Origin of the sequence: uncultured Lactobacillus sp. (assembly GCF_947367085.1) — a bacterium.
Taxonomy (GTDB): Bacteria; Bacillota; Bacilli; order Lactobacillales; family Lactobacillaceae; genus Lactobacillus.
The window spans coordinates 1-20,381 of sequence record NZ_CANBCP010000014.1 but is presented as its reverse complement, the minus strand read 5'-3'; the positions used below and the strand labels follow the sequence as shown (position 1 = coordinate 20,381).

The 20,381-nt window shown below is 34.6% G+C and carries 19 protein-coding genes and 1 pseudogene; 9 read left to right on the top strand and 11 right to left on the bottom strand.

Annotated features, from left to right (window positions below):
- Positions 1-2: 2 nt before the first annotated feature.
- The 4 genes from Q0Y70_RS03985 to Q0Y70_RS03970 all read right to left on the bottom strand — a co-directional run bounded on the left by Q0Y70_RS03985 (position 3) and on the right by Q0Y70_RS03970 (position 4,098).
- Positions 3-1,877 carry a PTS beta-glucoside transporter subunit IIBCA gene (locus Q0Y70_RS03985; RefSeq protein WP_297816974.1) on the bottom strand — a complete coding sequence of 625 codons (1,875 nt, stop codon included), beginning with the start codon at positions 1,875-1,877 and terminating at the stop codon, positions 3-5.
- Complete coding sequence (locus tag Q0Y70_RS03980) at positions 1,874-2,731, bottom strand: PRD domain-containing protein (RefSeq protein ID WP_297816971.1); 858 nt, start codon at positions 2,729-2,731, stop codon at positions 1,874-1,876. The genes Q0Y70_RS03985 and Q0Y70_RS03980 overlap by 4 nt, the downstream gene beginning before the upstream one ends.
- Positions 2,732-2,900: 169 nt before the next feature.
- Positions 2,901-3,257, bottom strand: coding sequence for a hypothetical protein (locus Q0Y70_RS03975; protein WP_297816968.1), 357 nt, complete (start codon positions 3,255-3,257; stop codon positions 2,901-2,903).
- Between the two features lie 76 nt (positions 3,258-3,333).
- Positions 3,334-4,098: an exodeoxyribonuclease III gene (locus Q0Y70_RS03970; protein ID WP_297816965.1), complete on the bottom strand. Its 765-nt coding sequence runs from the start codon at positions 4,096-4,098 to the stop codon at positions 3,334-3,336.
- Positions 4,099-4,254: 156 nt separating this feature from the next.
- On the opposite strand from Q0Y70_RS03970, the gene Q0Y70_RS03965 reads away from it, so the two are divergent.
- The 3 genes from Q0Y70_RS03965 to Q0Y70_RS03955 are packed head-to-tail and all read left to right on the top strand — an operon-like array spanning position 4,255 to position 7,173.
- Complete coding sequence (locus Q0Y70_RS03965; RefSeq protein WP_297816962.1) at positions 4,255-4,905, top strand: histidine phosphatase family protein; 651 nt, start codon at positions 4,255-4,257, stop codon at positions 4,903-4,905.
- Between the two features lie 8 nt (positions 4,906-4,913).
- Positions 4,914-5,855, top strand: coding sequence for a ferrochelatase (gene hemH, locus Q0Y70_RS03960; RefSeq protein ID WP_297816955.1), 942 nt, complete (start codon positions 4,914-4,916; stop codon positions 5,853-5,855).
- Complete coding sequence (locus tag Q0Y70_RS03955) at positions 5,848-7,173, top strand: Nramp family divalent metal transporter (protein WP_297816942.1); 1,326 nt, start codon at positions 5,848-5,850, stop codon at positions 7,171-7,173. Before hemH ends, Q0Y70_RS03955 begins: the two co-directional genes overlap by 8 nt.
- Before the next feature lie 58 nt (positions 7,174-7,231).
- Here Q0Y70_RS03955 and Q0Y70_RS03950 read toward each other — a convergent pair whose 3' ends face one another.
- Positions 7,232-9,100, bottom strand: coding sequence for an FtsX-like permease family protein (locus Q0Y70_RS03950; RefSeq protein WP_297816939.1), 1,869 nt, complete (start codon positions 9,098-9,100; stop codon positions 7,232-7,234).
- Between the two features lie 23 nt (positions 9,101-9,123).
- Positions 9,124-9,870 carry an ABC transporter ATP-binding protein gene (locus Q0Y70_RS03945; RefSeq protein WP_297816936.1) on the bottom strand — a complete coding sequence of 249 codons (747 nt, stop codon included), beginning with the start codon at positions 9,868-9,870 and terminating at the stop codon, positions 9,124-9,126.
- 285 nt (positions 9,871-10,155) lie between these two features.
- Between Q0Y70_RS03945 and Q0Y70_RS03940 the strand changes: the two genes are divergently transcribed.
- Together Q0Y70_RS03940 and hflX are read left to right on the top strand one after the other, a co-directional pair.
- Complete coding sequence (locus tag Q0Y70_RS03940; protein ID WP_297816928.1) at positions 10,156-11,610, top strand: APC family permease; 1,455 nt, start codon at positions 10,156-10,158, stop codon at positions 11,608-11,610.
- Positions 11,611-11,798: 188 nt separating this feature from the next.
- Entirely contained in the window at positions 11,799-13,079 is a 1,281-nt protein-coding gene (gene hflX, locus Q0Y70_RS03935) for a GTPase HflX (protein ID WP_297816921.1), read from the top strand.
- Positions 13,080-13,102: 23 nt separating this feature from the next.
- On the opposite strand, the gene Q0Y70_RS03930 is transcribed toward hflX, so the two are convergent.
- The 3 genes from Q0Y70_RS03930 to Q0Y70_RS03920 all read right to left on the bottom strand — a co-directional run bounded on the left by Q0Y70_RS03930 (position 13,103) and on the right by Q0Y70_RS03920 (position 15,864).
- Positions 13,103-14,296 (bottom strand): L,D-transpeptidase family protein, encoded by a 1,194-nt coding sequence (locus Q0Y70_RS03930; RefSeq protein WP_297816916.1) that lies wholly within the window; start codon positions 14,294-14,296, stop codon positions 13,103-13,105.
- Positions 14,297-14,392: 96 nt separating this feature from the next.
- Complete coding sequence (locus Q0Y70_RS03925) at positions 14,393-15,100, bottom strand: C40 family peptidase (protein ID WP_297816910.1); 708 nt, start codon at positions 15,098-15,100, stop codon at positions 14,393-14,395.
- Positions 15,101-15,306: 206 nt separating this feature from the next.
- Positions 15,307-15,864, bottom strand: a complete 558-nt coding sequence (locus Q0Y70_RS03920) for a guanylate kinase (protein ID WP_297816901.1) — start codon at positions 15,862-15,864, stop codon at positions 15,307-15,309.
- A gap of 88 nt (positions 15,865-15,952) precedes the next feature.
- Here Q0Y70_RS03920 and Q0Y70_RS03915 point away from each other — a divergent pair, with 88 nt between their 5' ends.
- Together Q0Y70_RS03915 and Q0Y70_RS03910 are read left to right on the top strand one after the other, a co-directional pair.
- Complete coding sequence (locus Q0Y70_RS03915; protein WP_297816898.1) at positions 15,953-16,258, top strand: DUF2187 domain-containing protein; 306 nt, start codon at positions 15,953-15,955, stop codon at positions 16,256-16,258.
- A 94-nt stretch (positions 16,259-16,352) separates the two neighbouring features.
- Positions 16,353-17,885: an O-antigen ligase family protein gene (locus Q0Y70_RS03910; protein WP_297816895.1), complete on the top strand. Its 1,533-nt coding sequence runs from the start codon at positions 16,353-16,355 to the stop codon at positions 17,883-17,885.
- A gap of 8 nt (positions 17,886-17,893) precedes the next feature.
- Here Q0Y70_RS03910 and Q0Y70_RS03905 read toward each other — a convergent pair whose 3' ends face one another.
- The gene (locus tag Q0Y70_RS03905; RefSeq protein ID WP_297816891.1) at positions 17,894-18,523 is read right to left on the bottom strand and encodes an LVIS_2131 family protein; all 630 of its coding nucleotides are present in this window, start codon (positions 18,521-18,523) and stop codon (positions 17,894-17,896) included.
- A 161-nt stretch (positions 18,524-18,684) separates the two neighbouring features.
- Between Q0Y70_RS03905 and nrdI the strand changes: the two genes are divergently transcribed.
- Positions 18,685-19,143: a class Ib ribonucleoside-diphosphate reductase assembly flavoprotein NrdI gene (gene nrdI / locus Q0Y70_RS03900; RefSeq protein ID WP_297816889.1), complete on the top strand. Its 459-nt coding sequence runs from the start codon at positions 18,685-18,687 to the stop codon at positions 19,141-19,143.
- A gap of 2 nt (positions 19,144-19,145) precedes the next feature.
- Positions 19,146-20,093 (top strand): ribonucleotide-diphosphate reductase subunit beta, encoded by a 948-nt coding sequence (locus tag Q0Y70_RS03895; RefSeq protein WP_297816881.1) that lies wholly within the window; start codon positions 19,146-19,148, stop codon positions 20,091-20,093.
- 65 nt (positions 20,094-20,158) lie between these two features.
- Here the strand turns inward: Q0Y70_RS03895 and Q0Y70_RS03890 are convergent.
- Positions 20,159-20,381: pseudogene (locus tag Q0Y70_RS03890) on the bottom strand (hypothetical protein); the annotation flags it as partial.

Sequence of the window (20,381 nt, the reverse complement as noted above, 5' to 3'; positions counted from 1 at the left end):
ACCTAAGCTAAGACAATTACATTGTCTTTGATAGTAACATCTTTGGTTTGATCTTTATCATGAATTACCGGCAACACTTCTAAGAAATCTTTACTGTTTAAAACAATCATCATAACGGTTGGATCATAGCCTGCTTTTTTAATTTTATCAATATCAAAGTCAACTAACTCTTGCCCTGCTTTGACATGATCACCTTTTTTAACCAAATGCTTAAAGCCATCACCCTTCATTTCTACAGTATCAATTCCAATATGAATTAAAACATCGGCATCATTATCTAAATGAAGTCCAATCGCATGACCAGTATCAAAAGTAGCAGTAACCACTCCATCGTCAGGAGCATAGATTTTTCCTTGGCTAGGAACAATAGCAATTCCTTTGCCCATTACACCGCTGGCAAAAGTTTCATCTTTAACTTGAGAAATATCTTCTAATTTTCCATTTACAGGAGCATGTAACTCGTGTTTTTCGTGACCTTGATTAAATTTTTCTTTTTGTTCTTGCTTTAACTGCTTTTCGTCTACTGGATCGTTAAATCCAATGAGCCAGGTTGCAATAAATGTTGCTACACTAGCCACTGCAATAACAATAATAGCTTGAACAACATAGTTTTCAGTCTTAGATACCCACATTGGTAAGCTCAAAAAGGCTGGCGTTACATAAATAAAGGCTTTAATTTTCATGAAACTTGCCACAACACCCGCAATTGCGCCACCAATCATTGCGCCATACATCGGCTTTTTAAGCTTCAAGTTAACACCAAATAGTGCTGGTTCGGTAATACCACCTAAATAAGCAGTCGCACTTGATGAAAGAGCTAAACCTTTGAGTTGCTTGTTTTTAGTTTTTAGGCCGACTGCAAGTGAAGCTGCAGCTTGAGACATGTTTGAACATAGAGCAACTACACGAATAATTGGGTCAAAGCCTTGAGTAGCAACTAATTGAATACTAATTGGACTGAGGGCTTTGTGAATACCAATAGAAACAAACCAAGGATAAGCAGCTGCCAAAATTGGAATAGCTACCAAACCTGCGTGGTGGTATAGCCACATTGAGATGAATCCAATACCTTCGGAAATAACATTTGAAATAGGCCCAATAATTAAGAAAATAAGTGGTGCAGTGATTAGCATCGTTAACATTGGCACCATAAAGATCTTAACCATCTGTGGGGTGTATTTCTTCACATATTTATAAATATAAGACATGATCCATACAGACAAGATAGCCGTAATCAAAGTTGAAGAATACTTGATTAATTCAACAGGCATCCCTAAAAAATGCACTGGCTTTTTGGCTTCAACCATTGCAGTCCATATTGGATGTTCTGTAACTAATCCCATAAAAGCACCTAGATATGGATCAGTGTTAAAGACTTTGGCTGCTGAAAAGCCAACAAAAGCTGGCATGAAGAAGTAGCCTGTATCAAAAATCAGATTAAGAATTTGATAGGTTTGACTCTTGTCAGATAATAATCCACTAATGGTTAAGATTAAAAGTAAAACCTTACCCATTCCGGCGCCGGCTAGTAATGGAATTGCTGGAGCAATTGAACCAGTAATTGCACTAATAATCACATCAAAAATATTCTTTTTCTGCTTAGGTGCATTATCATTACTAGAATTGTTATCTAAATCTAACATTTTGACTAGCTCATTATAAACATCTTCAACCGTGCTCCCAATAACCAGCTGATACTGTCCCGCATTTTTTACAACTTGCAAAACACCCGGAATTGCAGCCGCTTTTTTATCATCGGCTTTACTTTCATCTTTTAAAACAAACCTCAAACGTGTTGCACAGTGGACAACTGATTGAACATTATCTTTGCCCCCGACAGCCTCAATGATCTGTTTATTCATTGCTTCATAGCTCATTTTTCTCTCCCCTTGTAGTCACTAATGATTTTATTAATGTGGATCGCCAAATACATAATATCTTCATTACTTAATTCATAATTGTACTTTTCATTGATATAATCTCGAATTTTTAAAGCACATTTATAAGAATCAATATCACTATTTTTGATAACCTTTAAAATCTCCTGACTTAAATCGCCAAATTCTTTGTGGTTACGGTCATACATCATACCTTTCCAAAAGAATTTCAAGTGAACGGCAAATCTATTGTAAGTCAAGGATTGATAATCAATGTCGATATTAAAATAGTACTTAACAATTTTGGTAATACTTTTAATAAAGTTAACTGATTTTTGAAAATCTCCAATATCATTACCTAATTCACCGCTGATAATATGGACTGCAATAAATCCCGCTTCATCATCAGGAAATTTAAGATTGAATTGCTTATCCAAAAGCTTTAAAGCCCATAAGCCATATGAATATTCTTTAGGATAGTAATTCTTTAATTCCCATAAAAACTTATTACTTAAATACATCCCTTTTTTGGCTCGTTCAACACTTGTGGCTAAATGGTCAGTCAAGGTGATATATACACTATCAGCTAGTTCGATATTTTCTTCGTGCTTTAGTCGATCGACAATTTTTTGTGAAATTTGAAAAAATATTGGATCAGTTTCATGTATCGTTTCTAGCAACAACTTTTTTTGCTTACCAGAAAATGGCGTGAATACTTTATAAATCTTACTTTTATCTATTTCATCATTTATCTTTTTCCCATAAGCTAAGCCCTTTCCTAATACTATAACTTCCTCATTATTTTCATTTTCAGTGAGGACCGCCCCGTTATTTAAAATCTTTTTGATCTTCACTTACTTCTCCCTCGTTTTCTTCAAAAAAAGACCCACCTAGCCCCTTAAATAAAGAGCTAAGTGGGTCTTGTGCAAAATCGAATTTGTTACAATTCCACTTTAATTCACTTGTTACTTATATGATATCGTTTTCATTGTTTAATTGCAATAGCACTTTAATATATTATTTCTAATCGTCGTCTCCAACCATCAGATGCCAAGCAAAAAATCCAATACCGGCAACTAAGCTAATAAAGGCATATACAAAAAGCCATCTATTGAAAAATCCGCCAGCTATTCCACATAATCCAGAAATTAATAATAATACTAAACCTGTGATATCACCACCATAATATGGGCTATTTTCTAAGCATATATAAACAATGCCAGCACCCATCATCAGACCACCCATAATTATTTCTAAAATACCACTGACAATATTTCTTACTTGCCATAAGCCAACTAAACCACCAAACAGGCCTTCAATTAATAGCCAGCATGATAAAACAACCAGTAAAATACCTACGACTAATTTAGTTACTCTCATTTTTATCTCTCCTATCTATACACCTTATATTATTAAGATAAGAGAGCAAAAATTCAAAATTATTTACTTATATAATTTAATTTGCACTAATATCTAGCTTTAAACTAACCGGACAATGGTCGGATCCTGGAATTTCAGTCAAAATATTCGCAGCTTGAATCTTAGAATTCAGTGAATTGGAAACTAACATATAGTCCAATCTCCAACCTTCATTTTTTTCACGACCATGATAACGATAGCTCCAATAGCTATAGATATCTTTTTCATTAGGGTGCAAGTATCTAAATGTATCTGTAAAGCCAGCGTTTAATAATTGAGTAAAATCGTCTCTTTCTTGCTCAGTGAAACCAGCATGGTGGTGGTTTTCAGTAGGTTCAGCTAAATCAATTGGTTCATGAGCCACACTCATATCACCACCAATTATTATTGGCTTGTTAGCTTCAAGTTTTAATAGATACTTTCTAAACGCCTGATCCCAGGCAATCCTAAAATCTAATCTTTGAAGCTGTTCTCCTGCAAAAGGCACATAAGTCGTTACAAAATAAAAGTTTGGATATTCAAGAGTAATAGTGCGACCTTGCTGATCAAATTCTGAAACACCGATCCCATTTGCGACTAATAGCGGCTTAATCTTGGTAAAAATAGCAGTCCCATCAAAACTCTTTTCTTTTGAATAGTTCCAATATTGATAATAATGCGAAGTATCAATACTTATTTCATCAGGCGATAAACGCGTATCTTGCATACAAAAAATATCTGCATCTAATTCTTTAAAAGTATCTAAAAAACCATGTCTCATGGCAGCACGAAAGCCATTTACATTCCAAGAAACAAATTTCATGATCATTCTTCTTTCTTTTTTGAGCGCTTTCCTCTCACATATTAATTGTACAAGCCGCAAGGTAATTAATTAAACAAATCGAACTGGTAATTTACTTTTGAATAAGGATTATGGATTATAATTAAAAGGTATAGAAAAATTACACGAGGTATATCAATGAAGAAAATATATATTGTACGTCATGGACAAACTTTTATTAATAAATACGATAAAATGCAAGGTTGGTGCGATACACCATTGACAGATAAGGGAATTAGCGATGCTAAAAAAGCTGGTGAGACACTATCTGATGTACCATTTGATATTGCTTTATCTAGCGATTTAAAACGTGCAAGTGAGACTTGTGATTACATCATTGATAAAAATTGTAATCGCGACGAGCTGCAACATATTGCCAGCCCATTTTTTAGAGAACAATTTTATGGCTTTTTTGAAGGGATGAATTCAGACGAAGCATGGCGCATGATCGGAGGTCCTCATGGTTATCCAAGAAGGCAAGATTTACTCTTGAATGTTGATATTAATACGATTAAAGATTACATTCATGAAGCTGATCCATATCATGATGCCGAAAATGCTAAGCAGTATTGGAAACGTCTTGATCAAGGCTTTGATTTAATCCGGCAATTAGACGGAGCCGAAAATATATTATTAGTAACTCATGGCTTTACAATCCGCAGTCTAGTTGGACGTTTTGGACAAGGAAAATATCCTCTAGTGCCCGGTCCAGCTAACGGTTCAATTACAATTATGAACATGACTGACAATGATATTAAAATTACTGCTTATAATAAACTCAGTCTGTAGGTGTCAATATGCAAGGCTTATTATTAGTTAATTTAGGTTCACCTAAAACGCCAACTACTAAAGATGTGAAAAAATATTTACGTCAATTTCTCGGTGACCAAAATGTGGTTACTTTACCTAAATGGTTCTGGCGACCAATTTTAAATGGATTTGTTTTACCCATGAGATCATGGCGGTCTGCTACATTTTATCAACATATCTGGTTAAAAGAAGGCTCACCACTTATTGTCTATACTCAAAAAATCACTGATGCCGTACAAAATTCACTTCCAGATTGGAAAGTAAAAATGGCAATGACTTATGAAACCCCTACAATCGAATCGCAACTTAATTCATTGAAAGACGAGGGGTGCGACAAGATTACAGTTTTATCACTTTTTCCTGAGTACACTTTATCTACTACCGCGTCTATCATTGAGCAAGCTAAAGCTACTAACATCCCTGTAAAAATCATCGATCGTTTTTATCACTATGACGCTTACCAAGATGCGTTTGCTAGCCATATTCAGCGCGCCTGGGACCAAGGAAATTATGATAAATTATTTATTTCTTATCATGGAATCCCAGCACATGAAGTAAAACATGGTGATCCCTACTTAGATGAATGCCGCAAACATACTCAAATGCTGAAAGAACGTTTAAGTATCCCCGAAGACAAGATTCAGATGGTCTTTCAATCAAAGTTTGGTCCAATGCCTTGGTTAAAGCCATATTTAAAAAATTCTCTACTTGAGGCAGTTCAAAAAGGCAAAAGAAATGTCTTAATTGCAGCTCCTTCTTTTGTCACAGAATGTTTAGAAACCATCGAAGAGGATTATACCCAAAATTACCAAGCTTTTAGAGAAAATGGTGGCGAAAATCTGGATCTCGTGCCTGCCTTAAATGATGATCCTAAATTTATCGAATTTATTGTCAATTTAGTCCAAGAAAAATTAAACTCCAATGAATAAACCTAATAAAACTAGTCTTGAAGAAATCAATAGTACAGTAAATGTACCGAGTGTTTACGAAAGCAGCTTTTTCAAAAAGTTTTTAGCTTACAGTGGGCCTGGTGCATTAGTAGCTGTCGGTTATATGGATCCGGGCAACTGGCTGACGTCACTAGCTGGGGGAAGTTATTACAAATATGAGCTTTTATCAGTACTTACCATTTCGATCTTTATTGCTATGTTTATGCAATCTTTATCCATCAAAATCGGTGTCGTGAGTCGAGATGACTTGGCACAGGCAATTGCCAAAAAAGTTTCTAGACCAATTCGATACTTACTTTGGATCTTAAACGAAATTGCCATGATGGCAACAGACTTAACCGGCGTTGTCGGCACCGCCCTAGCTTTAAAGATGCTCTTTAATTTACCTTTAGTATTCGGCGTATTGATCACTATTTTGGATGTCTTTGTTGTGTTATGGTTCATGCGTTTTGGCATTCGCAGAATTGAAGCAATTGTAGTGATTTCAATCTTAACTGTTGGTGTGATTTTTGCAATTGAAGTCGGCCATGTCCAACCAAATTTTGAAAGTATCTTAGCGGGCTTTATCCCTAACAGCTCAATTTTGACTAATCATGATAAATTGATTCTGAGTTTGGGAATTGTCGGTGCAACCATTATGCCGCACAATATTTATCTACATTCATCGCTTGCTCAAAGCCGCCGTTATGATTCACACGATCCAGCCCAAGTTAAAGAAACCTTGCGTTTTGCTAATTGGGATTCAGTTGTCCACTTAGTAGTAGCATTGATTATTAACTGCTTGTTATTAATTTTAGGAGGAACGATCTTTTTTGATAAAAGTGATCAGCTAGCCAGCTTAATGTCAGTTTTCAACGGTTTAAAAAATACCAACGTCGTCGGTCAGCTGGCTAACCCCGTAATGTCTTATCTTTTTGCTTTTGCATTACTTGTAACTGGGTTGATATCTTCAATTACAAGTACTTTAGCTGGGCAAATTGTGATGGAAGGATATTTAAACATTAAGTTAGCTCTATGGCAAAGGCGACTGCTCACACGGATGGTAACTTTAATTCCAATTTTAATTATTGGCTTTTTAGTCCATTTCAACGAAAAAATATTCGAAAGCATGATTGTGTACGCTCAGATAGCCTTAAGTATTGCTCTTCCCTTTACACTTTTCCCATTAGTATTTTTAACCAACAATAAGAAAATCATGGGCAAGTATACTAATAAAAAATGGCAAACTATATTAGGGGTGACACTAGCCGCCATCATTACCGCTTTGAACATCGAATTAATTATTTCAACGCTCTAATTAGCACAAAAAAGCTTCTCTCTATTTGATATAGAAAGAAGCTTTTACTTTAGTCTATTTAATTATTTTCCTTTTTCAAAACGATCCCTTGGTAAAGTACCACAGTTAAAATGTAGTAAATTACATATAATACACCGAAAATTGCAAATGGAATCCAAATCTTATCGTATGGATTTTTAAGAATTGACTTGAAGAATTGTAGTCCAAATAAGACATCAATTACACCTAACACTGCAGGTAGCGCGAACAAAACACCAATTTCTTTAGCAATTGAAGACTTAAGTAAGCTCTTACGTGCCCCCATCTTCCAAAGCATATTGTATCTTGGTTTATCACTGTTAGCCCCAGATAAAACTTTAAACATTAAAGTTGAAGCAAGCATTGCCAAGAATGCCAGACCTAAGAAAAAGCCCATAAATTCAAAGCCAGATGCTATGCTTGAAATAAAGCGATATGATGCTGACTTAGAGTTAGTAAGACTAACTTCGATACTTTTACTTTCTACTTCAGGTTGCCCAACCATCTGCTTAACACTCATCTTTTGTAGTTTTTCAATATTAGCAAAGTTTGATCTGAAGTTATTTACTAACAATAATTTTACATATTGGTTTTTAGCCTTTAACTGATTATATTGATCTTGAGAAACAACTTTAACTTGTGCATCAGGATATGGCGTCAAGCTAGCTAATTGATATCTCATTTCATGACCACGGTCAGAATTTTCATCTTTTAGATCTTTAACGTTGAAGGTTTTAGTTGAATAGGACTGTTGGCCATTTTTATCCATGTAGAAATGTTGGAATTTCAACTTTTTATCTGTAATTTCATTCTCTGGAATATAAAGAATTTGTGGAATTTTTTCTTTTTTGTTCTCAACTAATTTATAATCAAGGGTCGTTTCTGACTTAACAGAAACTTTCTTCAATTGTTTCTTAACTGATGGACTTTCTTGATATAAGACTGCATCATAGTAAGTACTTTCAAGTGCCTGTTCCGTCATGTTATTAAAGTTTAATCCAACTGTGATAGCACCAAGAGCTAAGGCAAAGAGTAAAGAAACAATTGATAAAATCCGAGTATAGTCACCTAAGCGGAACTTTAGTTGTCCTAAAGTAAAGGAATGGAGTTTTTTATATTCAAAGTTCTTATTCTTTCTAAGCAAGTTAACAATTGCGGTAAAGAATGAATCAAAGACAAAATATGAACCAATTACGATAGTAAAAAAGCCAATCCCAATTGAGTTAGTCAAAAGAACTTTGTAATTAGCCATTGCCCAATAACCAACTGCAAGTAAGCCTAAACCTAAAATTGCTTCAATAAACTTCCAAACTGGATTGTGACGCAATTTAACGGGCTTTTGGTTTTCGTGTAATAAATCGATCACATTAGACTTAACTAGCTTGTGTCGGTTCCATAAAGCAGCTAAGAAAAATAGTGCCGCAAAGAAAACTAATGTCCAAAGTAAAGCTGGTATGTAAAAACCAATAAATTTATGAATTTGTAGGCCTAATTGGTTAATTAATAGCTGTGAAACTAATTGCGTTAAGCCAATTCCAATAGCAGTCCCTAATATGGTTGCAAATAATCCAACTACAAGAGTTTCTAAAAAGATTAATGCACCAATCTTACTAGTTCTGGCACCGAGCATCATGTACATGCCGTAGTCTTTCTGCCTCATACTCAGTAAAAAGCTATTGGCATAAACAATATAAACAAATGTAATAATAGCAAGCAACGCAATCCCAAAACCAAATACTAATTGTGTAATTTTAAAGGCAATTGCTATGCTTCCCTTTAAGAAAGTCGAATTAGTAGCAATTGACATAAACATATAAAAGATGGCACTGGCAAAAGTTAAGCCAGAAAAAAGAACTAAATAGTCTTTGAACCGGCTTTTTATACCGGTTAATGATAATTTCCAAAGCATAATTATCTCCCTTTCCCTAAATCTTAACGTCTACCTAATTCTGCAATAATTTCTTGATAGAACTCTTCGCGACTCTTATTTTCCTTCTTTAATTCATTGCCGATCTTACCGTCTTTAATGAACAAAATTCTTTGGGCATAAGAAGCAGAATATGGATCGTGAGTAACCATCAAAATAGAAACTTTATCGTTTTCGTTTAAGTCTTTCATTGTTTCTAGCAATTCTGTAGCACTTTTTGAATCAAGGGCACCTGTTGGTTCATCCCCATATAAAATTGCTGGCTCATGAACAAGCGCACGAGCTGAAGCAACACGCTGCTTTTGTCCACCAGAAATTTCTGCAGGGTACTTATCTAAGATTTGATCAATGCCCAAACGTTCAGCAATTTTTTCTACTTTGGGTTTAATTTGACTAGCTTTTACATTCTGTAAAGATAGCGGCAAAGCGATATTTTCACGGTTAGTTAAATTATCAAGTAAGTTGAAATCTTGGAAAATGAAGCCAATCTCTTGTCCTCTAAAGTCGGCCATTTGGTTTTTATTTAAAGTAGTGATATCGCGATTATTGATTAATACTTTTCCACTAGTTGGTTGATCTAAAGTAGATAAAATATTTAACAGAGTCGTTTTACCCGAACCTGATGCACCCATGATACCTACAAATTCACCACGCTGCACATCAAAAGAGATTCCTTTTAACGCTTGGTATTGCTTTTGTCCTTTTTTACCATAAGTTTTGGTAATATCTTGAACCTTAACAACTTCAGTCATTTTTATTCCTCATTTCGTTATAGTGTATTACGTACCTGTTACACTATATATTACAGAGTGCTTTTTTATTTGTAAAGCCTTTTTTTCTTTAAATTTTCTTAATATATCGCGTCGCTTTCAGGTATAATATCCTTATCTATTGTGAATACAGAAAGGTTTTTAATGAGATCTGAAAATAAAACAAATCAAATTTTAGATCTCTTTTCTTTTTACTTTTTTAATCCACCTCCGGCTTCTTTCATTTGAGAACGTGTAATTAGAAAAATAGAAAGAAGAGAAATTTAAGTGGATTCTTTTGATACCGCTCATAAACGTAAACGATTAACTTGGCCTGTTATTGCCCTGATGGATTTTGTAACTGTTATTGGATTTGATGATATTATCTATAACTTTCAAAATCAGGGATTAGCTGTTGTTAGTGACTGGATTTTATTACTAATTTTGTTTGTTATTCCTTATGAATTAATAGTTGGCCAACTTGGTTCGACTTTTGCCAATGATGGCGGAGGGCTTGCTTCTTGGATTAGACACACTTCTGGTGACAGAATGGGATATATCACCGCATGGTGCTATTGGGTAGTTTCTTTACCTTACTTAGTGGATGTGGCTAACTCTACTGTTGTTTCATTTGCGTGGCTTTTTAAAGGCCACGCCTTAAGCGATAAAGAAATGAGTAATTGGGCTTTTGCATTATTTACTGCCCTAATCTTTGTAGTCTTTATCTTTTTCCAGCACCGTTTTGCCAACTCACTTCAATGGCTGTCAATTATTGGTGGTGGTGCAATGTTTATTGCGACTATTTTATTTGTAATTATGACCATTGTTTACCTAGGACAAGGACGCCCGATTGCCACACAACCATTTCATTTTAAGAATTTCTTACCTACATTTAACATGAAATTCCTTATGTCTCTAGGATTGCTGATCTTTGCAATGAATGGAGCTGAATTTGTAGCTCCTTATGTAACTGAAATGAAAGACGGCCCCAAGAACTTCCCTAAGGCTATGTACATGTTGGCAATTATGACCGGCTTTTTGACCATCTTTGGTTCATTTGCTTTAGGGGTCTTTTTTAACGCCCATCATTTACCAGATGATTTAAAAATGAATGGCTCATATTATGCCTTTCAAGCTATGGGAGCTAAATTTGGCTTAGGTAACTTCTTCTTATATCTATTTATTATTACCCAAGCTATTTATATGCTTGCTCAGCTTGCCGTTTTAGTAGATGGAGGTGCCAGAATTTTCTTATCTGATACTGCTAAGCGCTATTTACCAAAGCAGCTGACCAAGACTGATAAAAATGGGCTTCCTGTTAACGGATATTGGTTAACCACCTTTATATGTTCAGTACTTTTATTTTTAAGTTCAACCTTGCCATCCGTAAACGATATTTTTAATCAATTACTTAACCTCAATGGCATTGTCTCACCTTATGTTACAGGGCTACTATTTTGGGCATTCATAAAGATTCGGGTTCACGAAAATGAATATCCATCTGAATATGTTTACATTAAAAATCGTAAATTCGCGATTTTCGTCGGATGGTGGTGCTTAATTATCACGCTAGTAGGTGCAACTTTTGGGATTGTCCCAATAGATGCTAAGACTGGTTCTACTACTTGGTGGCATATGCTTATTCTAAATATTGTCGAGCCATTATTTATGATTGGTCTAGGAGTTGTTTTACCTTTAATTGCCAAATGGCAAAGAAAACATGATCTTGCATCTCAAAACTAAATCAATTCAAAAATCCACGTCAAAATGGCGTGGATTTTATTTTAATTGCTTTTTATTATTAAAAAAACTATAATTTTGATACTAAACAAGAGGATGTGATTAAATTGATTTTTCAAAAAAGGTGGATTTCCATTTAATTGAATAAAGCTTAATTAAACAACTTAATATTTTAGATCGCAGGTGATTTTTTGATAGAAACCAAAACTAAACAAATTAAAGCATTTATCGCAGGCGTTAACTTAAAAGATCCTAACTTTGACTATTATATGACTGAATTACGTGAATTAGCGCGTGCCAATAACATGGAGGTTGTAGGACAAGCAAGTCAAAATGCGGAAAATATTGTTGCTGGAACTTATTTTGGGGTAGGTAAAATCAACCAAATTAAGTCAATGGCTCAAGGATTAAAAGCACAAGCTTTAGTCATCAACGATGAATTAACTCCAACTCAGATCCGCAACTTAGAGTCGATGACTAAGTTAAAAGTTGTAGATCGGACAGAATTAATTTTAGAGATCTTTTCTAATCGAGCAAAGACTAAGCAAGCAAAATTGCAAGTTCAATTAGCCCGTCTTCAATATGAGCTTCCTCGTCTTCATCCATCAGAAAACAATCTCGACCAGCAGCGAGGTTCAGGTGGTGCTAGCGGTGGTTTTGCCAACCGTGGTTCTGGTGAAACCAAACTCGAATTGAATCGGCGTACTATTGGTAAACAAATCAGTGCAATTAAACGAGAACTTAAAGAAATTGCTAAACAAGAAGACGTTAAATCGGCACGACGTAATAATTCTCGTCTGCCACAAGTGGCCCTAGTCGGATACACGAATGCAGGCAAATCAACAACTTTAAATGAATTATTAAAGGCTTTTAGCGACGATAGTGAAAAAAAGCAAGTTTTTGAAAAAAATATGCTTTTTGCTACTCTCGATACTAGCGTCAGACGTATCGATTTGCCAGATGATCGTAGTTTTATCTTATCTGATACTGTTGGTTTCATTTCTAAATTGCCACATAATTTGATTGAATCTTTTAAAGCTACATTACAAGAAGCTAAAGAAGCTGATTTATTAGTCAACGTGGTAGATAGTTCTGACCCTAACATGGTCCAAATGATTAAGACAACCCAAAAGGTTTTACAAGAAATAGGAATCACTGATGTTCCAATGATTACAGCTTATAATAAAGCTGATTTAACTGATCGGACTTTTCCACAAATCGAAGGCAACGATATTTTATACAGCGCTAAAGATGCGAAGTCAATTAAACAGTTAGCTGATTTAATTTCAAAAAGAATTTTTTCTAACTATGAGAAAGTTAATCTTTTACTCCCACTTGATGCAGGAAAAGATCTTTCTTATATGCACGAATATGGAAAAGTAATTCAAGAAAAATACGAAGATGATGGAATTCACGTTACAGCACAATTATCTGAAAGTGATATCAGACGCTATAAAGAATTTCAGGCATAGAAAAAGGCTCATTTGAGCCTTTTTTATTTGTTATAAATAATAACTGGTTCCATCTCTTCAACTACATCCCAGACCTTCTTGATCTCACTTGGCTTCACATTTACACATCCATGAGAACCACCTTTAAGATAAGCAGTCTTAGACCAATCGGTTCTCCAACTTGCGTCATGAAAACCACATCCAGATATCGTAAACGGCATCCAGTATTTAACAGGCGATGCATAGCTTGAACCATCATCATTAAGTCCGCGTAAGACACTTGGTGATTGTTTATATTCAATGTACCAAACTCCTGTCGGAGTAGCATCACTAGTTTGAGTACGAGGATTTTTAGCTGCAGTTCCAGTAACAACATCGTTTAAGACAAGTACTTTTTTACCCTTCTTGTAGAACCAAACTTTTTGTTGCTTTAGTGAAACGACAATGTAGGTATCACCAATTCCATTATTAGACATCCCATAACCGGTTCCATAAGTACTAAATCCTAAACCATAAATATAGTTTTTGCCTTGAATTTCTTTTTTTCCATCAATAAAAGCTTTTTCCACTGCTGGAATTAAATGTTTGGTATTAATTGCCCAACCATAGCTTTCATTTTTCACTGTGATTGTTTTACCATCAGGAAGTTTAAATGGATAAGACTTATGAAATGTTGTAACCTTCTTATTTATTGATTCAATTTTCTTTTTTAAAGGTTCAACATTTTCAAACTGATATTGCCCTTCGTAATAAGAAACTTTGGGAAGTAGTTCACTACGTTCAAAATTATAACTTTTACTATCAATATGGTAAGTTAACTGTCTATTTTTTATAGCATTCAGCTTTTGCTCAGCCGTATTCAAAGCGACATTTTCATAGTTATAGTTTTTGTTAGAAGTATAACGTGTATGTTGCTTTTTAAAGTACTGATTAATTTCTTTTTTAGAGATAACTTCTTTTTCAGTTTTAGAAAAAGAGAGTTTGGTATTCTCTAAAGTGGCCTTATTCTTAGCTTTTTGGTTAACTTTAGTGTAAGCCTTAGCCTTCGTAAGACCGCCAACTTTGACATTGTAGATAGTTACATTGGGATTAAAGTGGGTTTTATTAAATTTTTCTTGAGCAGCCAGCTTACTTGCATTATGATGTTGAAAAATTAAGAAGCCACCCAAAATAATAACGATAATTGCACCCACGGTAATCAATATATGAGTGTAGCGATTATTATTTTTTTGATTCATATTATTCAATACGCTCCGTTATTTGGATTGCGTCACATTATAACATAAAAAAGACCACTGATGGAAATCAATGGCCTTGTAAATTAGAATCTTTAATTAAAATACACGAACACCGTATGATGGGTAGAAGTAGCTACTGATTGAAGCAATAGTTACGTTTTGACCTGGTTGTGGTGCATGGATGTATTGGTTGTTACCTAAGTAAATACCAACGTGGTAGTTACCCCAGAATACTAAGTCACCTGGTTGTAATTGACCTACAGAAACACGCTTACCTGCATTTAATTGAGTATAAGTAGTACGGCCGATATTCTTACCAGCACCTTTACTAAATGCGTATGAAGTTAAACCAGAGCAATCAAAACTACTTGGACCAGCTGCACCCCATACATAAGGCTTACCAATTTGTTGCTTAGCAATGTTAATTACAGCTTGTGCTTGGCTAGTTGCGTTAGCAGTAGTTGCAGTTGATGCTGCTTGTGATACAGCAGTATTAGCTGAAACAGTGTACTTAGCCATGATCCATTGGTTTAAACCTAAATCGTACCAAGTGTTACCTTGGGAATCCTTAACAGTTTTGATTACTTTGTAACTTGAACCATGTTGTAAGTATTGACCAGTAATGCGACCACCTTCGTAGTTGCTCCATACAGCAATACCATAACCTGGTACATAGTTAATTTTAACAGTTTGAGTAGCTGCTTGAACATGGTTAGCAGGCTTTACAGAATTAGTTGCGGCTACACCGGTCAGAGTTAAAGCAGCTGCAGCAGTAAATTTAACAAATTTAGATTTTAAATTCAAAGTTATTCTCTCCTAAAATAATTATTCGTTTTTTTATTTTCAGTAGCGAAAATGATTTATCAGTTGCTACGTTTTGTAATCTCAATTGACAAGGTCTATTGTACGGTGCAATTGTTACAGAAATGTTACAAAACCAAACCGAGCTAGTTACAATTTTTGCAAATATTTAGACTTTTCTGTAACAAATCTTAATTAAAGCTTATATATCAACGATTTTGTAAGTCAGAAACTATTTTATCAAGAGCAACTTTGGTCTCATCCCAATTATTATTTTTTAAAATATGAGCATCTTTTACCAGCTCTGGACGTAAATGGAGGTCTCGTTTGAACTCTGCGCTATTCAACCGCTTTTCAATTTCAATTTGATCATCACCACGTTTTATTAAACGCTGCTTTAAGACATTCATCTCATCAACAGTAAGATAGATAAAATAAACTTGGTCCTTTAATTCATCAAGATAAGATTTTACCCCGTCTGTTTCAACGATTAGTGAGACAAGATCATTTTTATCCCATGCTTGCTTTAAAGCTTCTTTGCTTGAGCCATATTGATAATTTCCATATTTTACATGTTCAAAGAAGTGTAGTTTTTTAAAACTATTATCATCTTCAAAATAATATGATCTTCCAGGAACTTCTCCCTTTCTCATTGGCCTAGTAGTATGCGTCACTACTCTGGGAATACCGTATTTTTCATTTAAATAATTTGATACCGTTGTCTTACCAACGCCACTTGGTCCGGCAATTATAATAATTCTTTGCAAAATATCTCTCTCCCGCTTGAAATTCGATCCTATCTATAATAGTATTTCACTATTGTAGAATAAATCTTAACAGAAAAGGGAGTTTATAATGAAAAAAGCTGATGTAAAATTAGGTCAAATTGTCGGAGCTAAGTCCGAAGAAGAGCTAAAGCATCCCTTTGAAGGCAAAGTGGAAAAAATTTATGAAAATTCTGCCCTCCTAGCTATCACTTCTTATGATCCAGAAGACGAAGCATCTGTGAGCGAATTAAATAATAAAATGGTTATTAACTTCAAAAAGCTAAAAAAGGTTAAAAAACCAACAAACACTAAGACAGCCTCTATAAATGATGTTAAAATTTCTAAAGTTGAACCAACAAAAAATACTAATGATAAGAAAGCCACTGATAAATAATTTTAATTAAATAAAACGAATCAACTAACATGATTCGTTTTTTACTGAATTTCTTTCTTATACTTTGGTAAAGATTTATTTTGAGGACATAATATTGCAAAAGAAAATACGTACGGGCTTATTTTGGTTCGTCTTATTACAACCTTTTTTAGATTTTTACTGGTTTTATAACCCACCATTATCTGAGATCTTCCATTTCTCTATTCCAACAATCTTTAGAATCTTAGCAGTCGCTATTTTAGTTGGCATGTATTTTAGTCAAAAGCGCAGCTGGCAAGTTCTTAAAAAGCAGTGGTGGATTATTGCATATATCGGTTTAGTCATTGTCTACACGGCGCTACATATGTGGCATGTACGTCAGTTTAATAGTATTTCGCCAAATAGCTATGGCTATTCAGCTGGTCAAGAAATTTTCTATTTGATTAGAATGTTCTTGCCGCTAATCATTATTTATTTGACTAACGCAAGTGATTTTAAAGAAAAAAGTGTTGTCCATATAATTCAGGGACTTGTAGGAACATTCGCTGGTATTATCGTAATTACCAATCTCTTCACTTTTTCTCTTGGATCTTACGGCGGCTGGATTAAAGAAAATATTTTTGGCTGGTTCTTTGGACCGCATCTAAGTTTCTTTTACACTGCATCTAAGGGTTTCTTTAATTTTGCCAATACAACGTCTGCTATTTTGTTCATGCTCACGCCATTAATGGCATATGTTTTAGTAAAAGAATTTAATTGGCTTAACATTGCTTTATATGCCCTGCAAGGCCTAGCTATGGTCATGCTAGGTACTAAGACAGCGAGCTTAGGTTTTGGCTTAGCTAGTGTGGTTTTTGCAATCGCCTATCTTATTCACGCATTTGCAATTAAGGATATTAAATTCTCATGGAAACTAGTTGCAACAGTAGCCATTATTGGTGGGTTATATGCGGCACTTCTTCCCAAAAGTCCAATGCTTTCACGTTCAAATTTAGATGCCAAAATCACTGAAACTCGTGAAAAATCTAAAAAACCCGAAAGTGAAGATAAGCTAAACAAAAAACTTGCCAAGGGGCTTAAGAAAAATAAAGGCATAAAAAGGCGTCATTTCTTAATATCCTTTATCAAAAAATACTATCCAAATTATTCTTTGAACCAAAAATTTGTGCATAAGAGTTATCCTTATACCCGTGATCCAGAATTTTGGCATCGTGTCATGAAATGGCCAGTGGGACAGCGTCTCAATAATCGCCAAGTTGAACAGGCAATGCTCGATCAAATCATTCATAAAAATAATAGTTCATTAGATAAATGGCTAGGAATTTCTTATGTGAGAATGTCGAATATCTTTAACCTAGAACGCGACTTCAAATCTCAACGCTACACTTTAGGATTAATTGGAACAATCATTTTCCTAGGAGTTTATATTGCAATTTTGATTTATGCGATCATTTTCTGGTTCATCAAAAAGAACTGTCGTAGCTTATTGACCTCAAGCTTAATTATCGCTAATGGCTTAGCCATTGGGGCAGCTTATTATTCAGGAAATGTAATGGACTTCTTAACTGCAACAATCATTTTGGGATTCTTCAATGGATATATGCTCACCCAAATAAATGAGCGCAAAAAAAATAAGGCAGCTGCCTAGCAGCTGTCTTATTTTTTAACTTGTTTTACAAAAGTTTGATCTGGCACTCTAATCAAATAATATTGTGTAGCAGTTCTACCTGCATGTAGACCTAATCCGTTATACCAGTTTGGTTTGTAAGTTGCGGTATAAATAGCAACATAGGCTTTTTGATAATGCTTATCCGCTTTTTTCAAATCTTTATCAGAATATGGAATTGCACTTGCTGCAATAGATAGTGGATTAGCGCCATCTGAAATAGAGGCATAATTACTATTGACTGTCATTTTACTGCCATTGCTGTACCAGCGATAGCTTTGACGAGGTGCGGTATTATTACTGGAAGTTGCCGTAACATAGTAAGAGCCGTTTTTGCCGGTACTTAAAATAAGCGATTCATATTCAACCTTACTGTCAATCAAATTCTTATTTTGTAAATCTGGATGACTGAAGAAAGTTATAAATGACATATAGAAAACAGCACCTAAAAGTACAATCACTTCTAGAACATCTAATAATGTTGTACTCCACTTGAATCTTTTACGATCTTTGACAATCATCATCAAGTGTCTTTTGCGGATATTTTGAATAATAAAGACCAAATATAAAACAATAATCAACCATGCCAAAATTCCCAAGATATTCCAGCCAATTGTCATGGATAAAAACCCCCTCTTTTTCATTAGTTTAAGTATACGGTACTTTTACATTTTTGGGGTAATTTTTTTACTGATCAAAAGATAGTTGACAAGTTTTGAAAACAATTTCACAATTAGCTATGTAAAGTTATTAAATTTGTTGAAGATTAGTTAGGCAGATTATGGTTGCAGTAGCTTTTTATACAATAACTGGGCAAACCGCACATTTTATCGAAAAGACTGGTTTAGTAGCCCACCAAATCGAAGACGCAAATCCACATTATGATATGGGAGAAAAATATGTTTTAGTTTTACCTTCATATCAAGATTTTATGATGGATTCAGTAGTAGACTTTTTAACTTATAAGGATAACAAAAAGAACCTTATTGGATTAATTGGTTGTGGAAACCGTAACTTCAACGATTTGTTTGCACAAACCGCCAAGAAAATATCGGTTACTTTAAACATACCAATACTGTATTTACTCGAATTGAGTGGTAACAGCGAAGATGTCGCAAATGTCCGCAAAATTATTGAGCAGCTTTCTCAAAATGAAAAATCCGCTCAACAAAAGGCAAAAGAAGTTGAAAAGCCTAAAGAATTAGGCAATATTAGTTTTTTGAGTGATTATAGGCAGTAACAATGACTAAACCATATTTTAAAGCAGCAAACTGGAACGTAATGGAACAACAAGTAGATAAGTCTGCTTGGTCGCGACTAAACGATATTGTTTATGAACCAGGACGAATTCCTTTGCATAAAGATAAAAAAGAATTTTTAACACTCTCACCTGTAGAGCAGCGCACATTATTACATAGCTTTGGTTCACTTTCTTTAAGTTCAACTTTGCAAATGCAAAAAGGAATCAGTGCTATTAAACAAGATGCTGTAAATGCTAAAGAAGCAGCTGTCTTTAATGCGCTTCAATATCTAGAATCTATTAATAACAAATCCTATAGTTATGCTTTAGATCAATTAGGTACACCTGAACAGCGAGATGAAGCATATAAATGGGCTGATGAAAACCCTTATTTACAAAAGAAGATGTATTTCTTAAATAACGTTTATCAAGATGGAGATGCGCTTCAAAAGAAGGTGGCCCAAGTTTTCATTTCTACAGCTCTATATCACTCATCCTTCTTTGCTCCCTTATACTTATTTGGTCAAGGAAAGCTGCCAAGAACAGCTGAATTAATTAAGTGTGCGTTAAGAGTCACCTCATTTAATGGAATGTATCCGGGCATCAAGTTTAGAATTGCATTTAATGAGCTTTCTAAAGAAAAACAAGAAGAACTACACCACTGGATTTATGACTTAGCTGACCAAGTATATACAAACGAAGAAAAGCATATCGCCTACTTATATCAAGACACTGGCTGGGCTGATATGGTAAATCATTACGTTAAATATAGTTTTAACAAGGCTTTGATGAATTTGGGACAAGATGCTAAATACCCAGAAACTGCGGATAATATCGATCCAGTAGTGATGCAAGGTCTTGTAGAAAGTGCTGATGGCGAAGACTTCTTCTTTTACACTAATAGACATGCTTTAACCAAGTTTCGTGAAGTAAAACATTCAGATGATTGATTTTACTTATTTCACAAGAAAAAGACATTTTAACCACTATCAATCATAGTTGGCTAAAATGTCTTTTATTTTTTATCTTTTTCTTTAGCGGCTTCTTTATCATAGCTTCTGACTAGCTTTAGCTTTTCGCTGATGTCATTGCAAAGATCTTGAGTATATTTATCCGGATCCTTCTCAATCTCGCTGACAGAGCCTAAAATATCGATTCTAAAGTGAGATACATTTACATAATCAGAGATCGTTTCAAAATAAATATTTACCCCGTAGTCATCTTCATCATTACAAAAA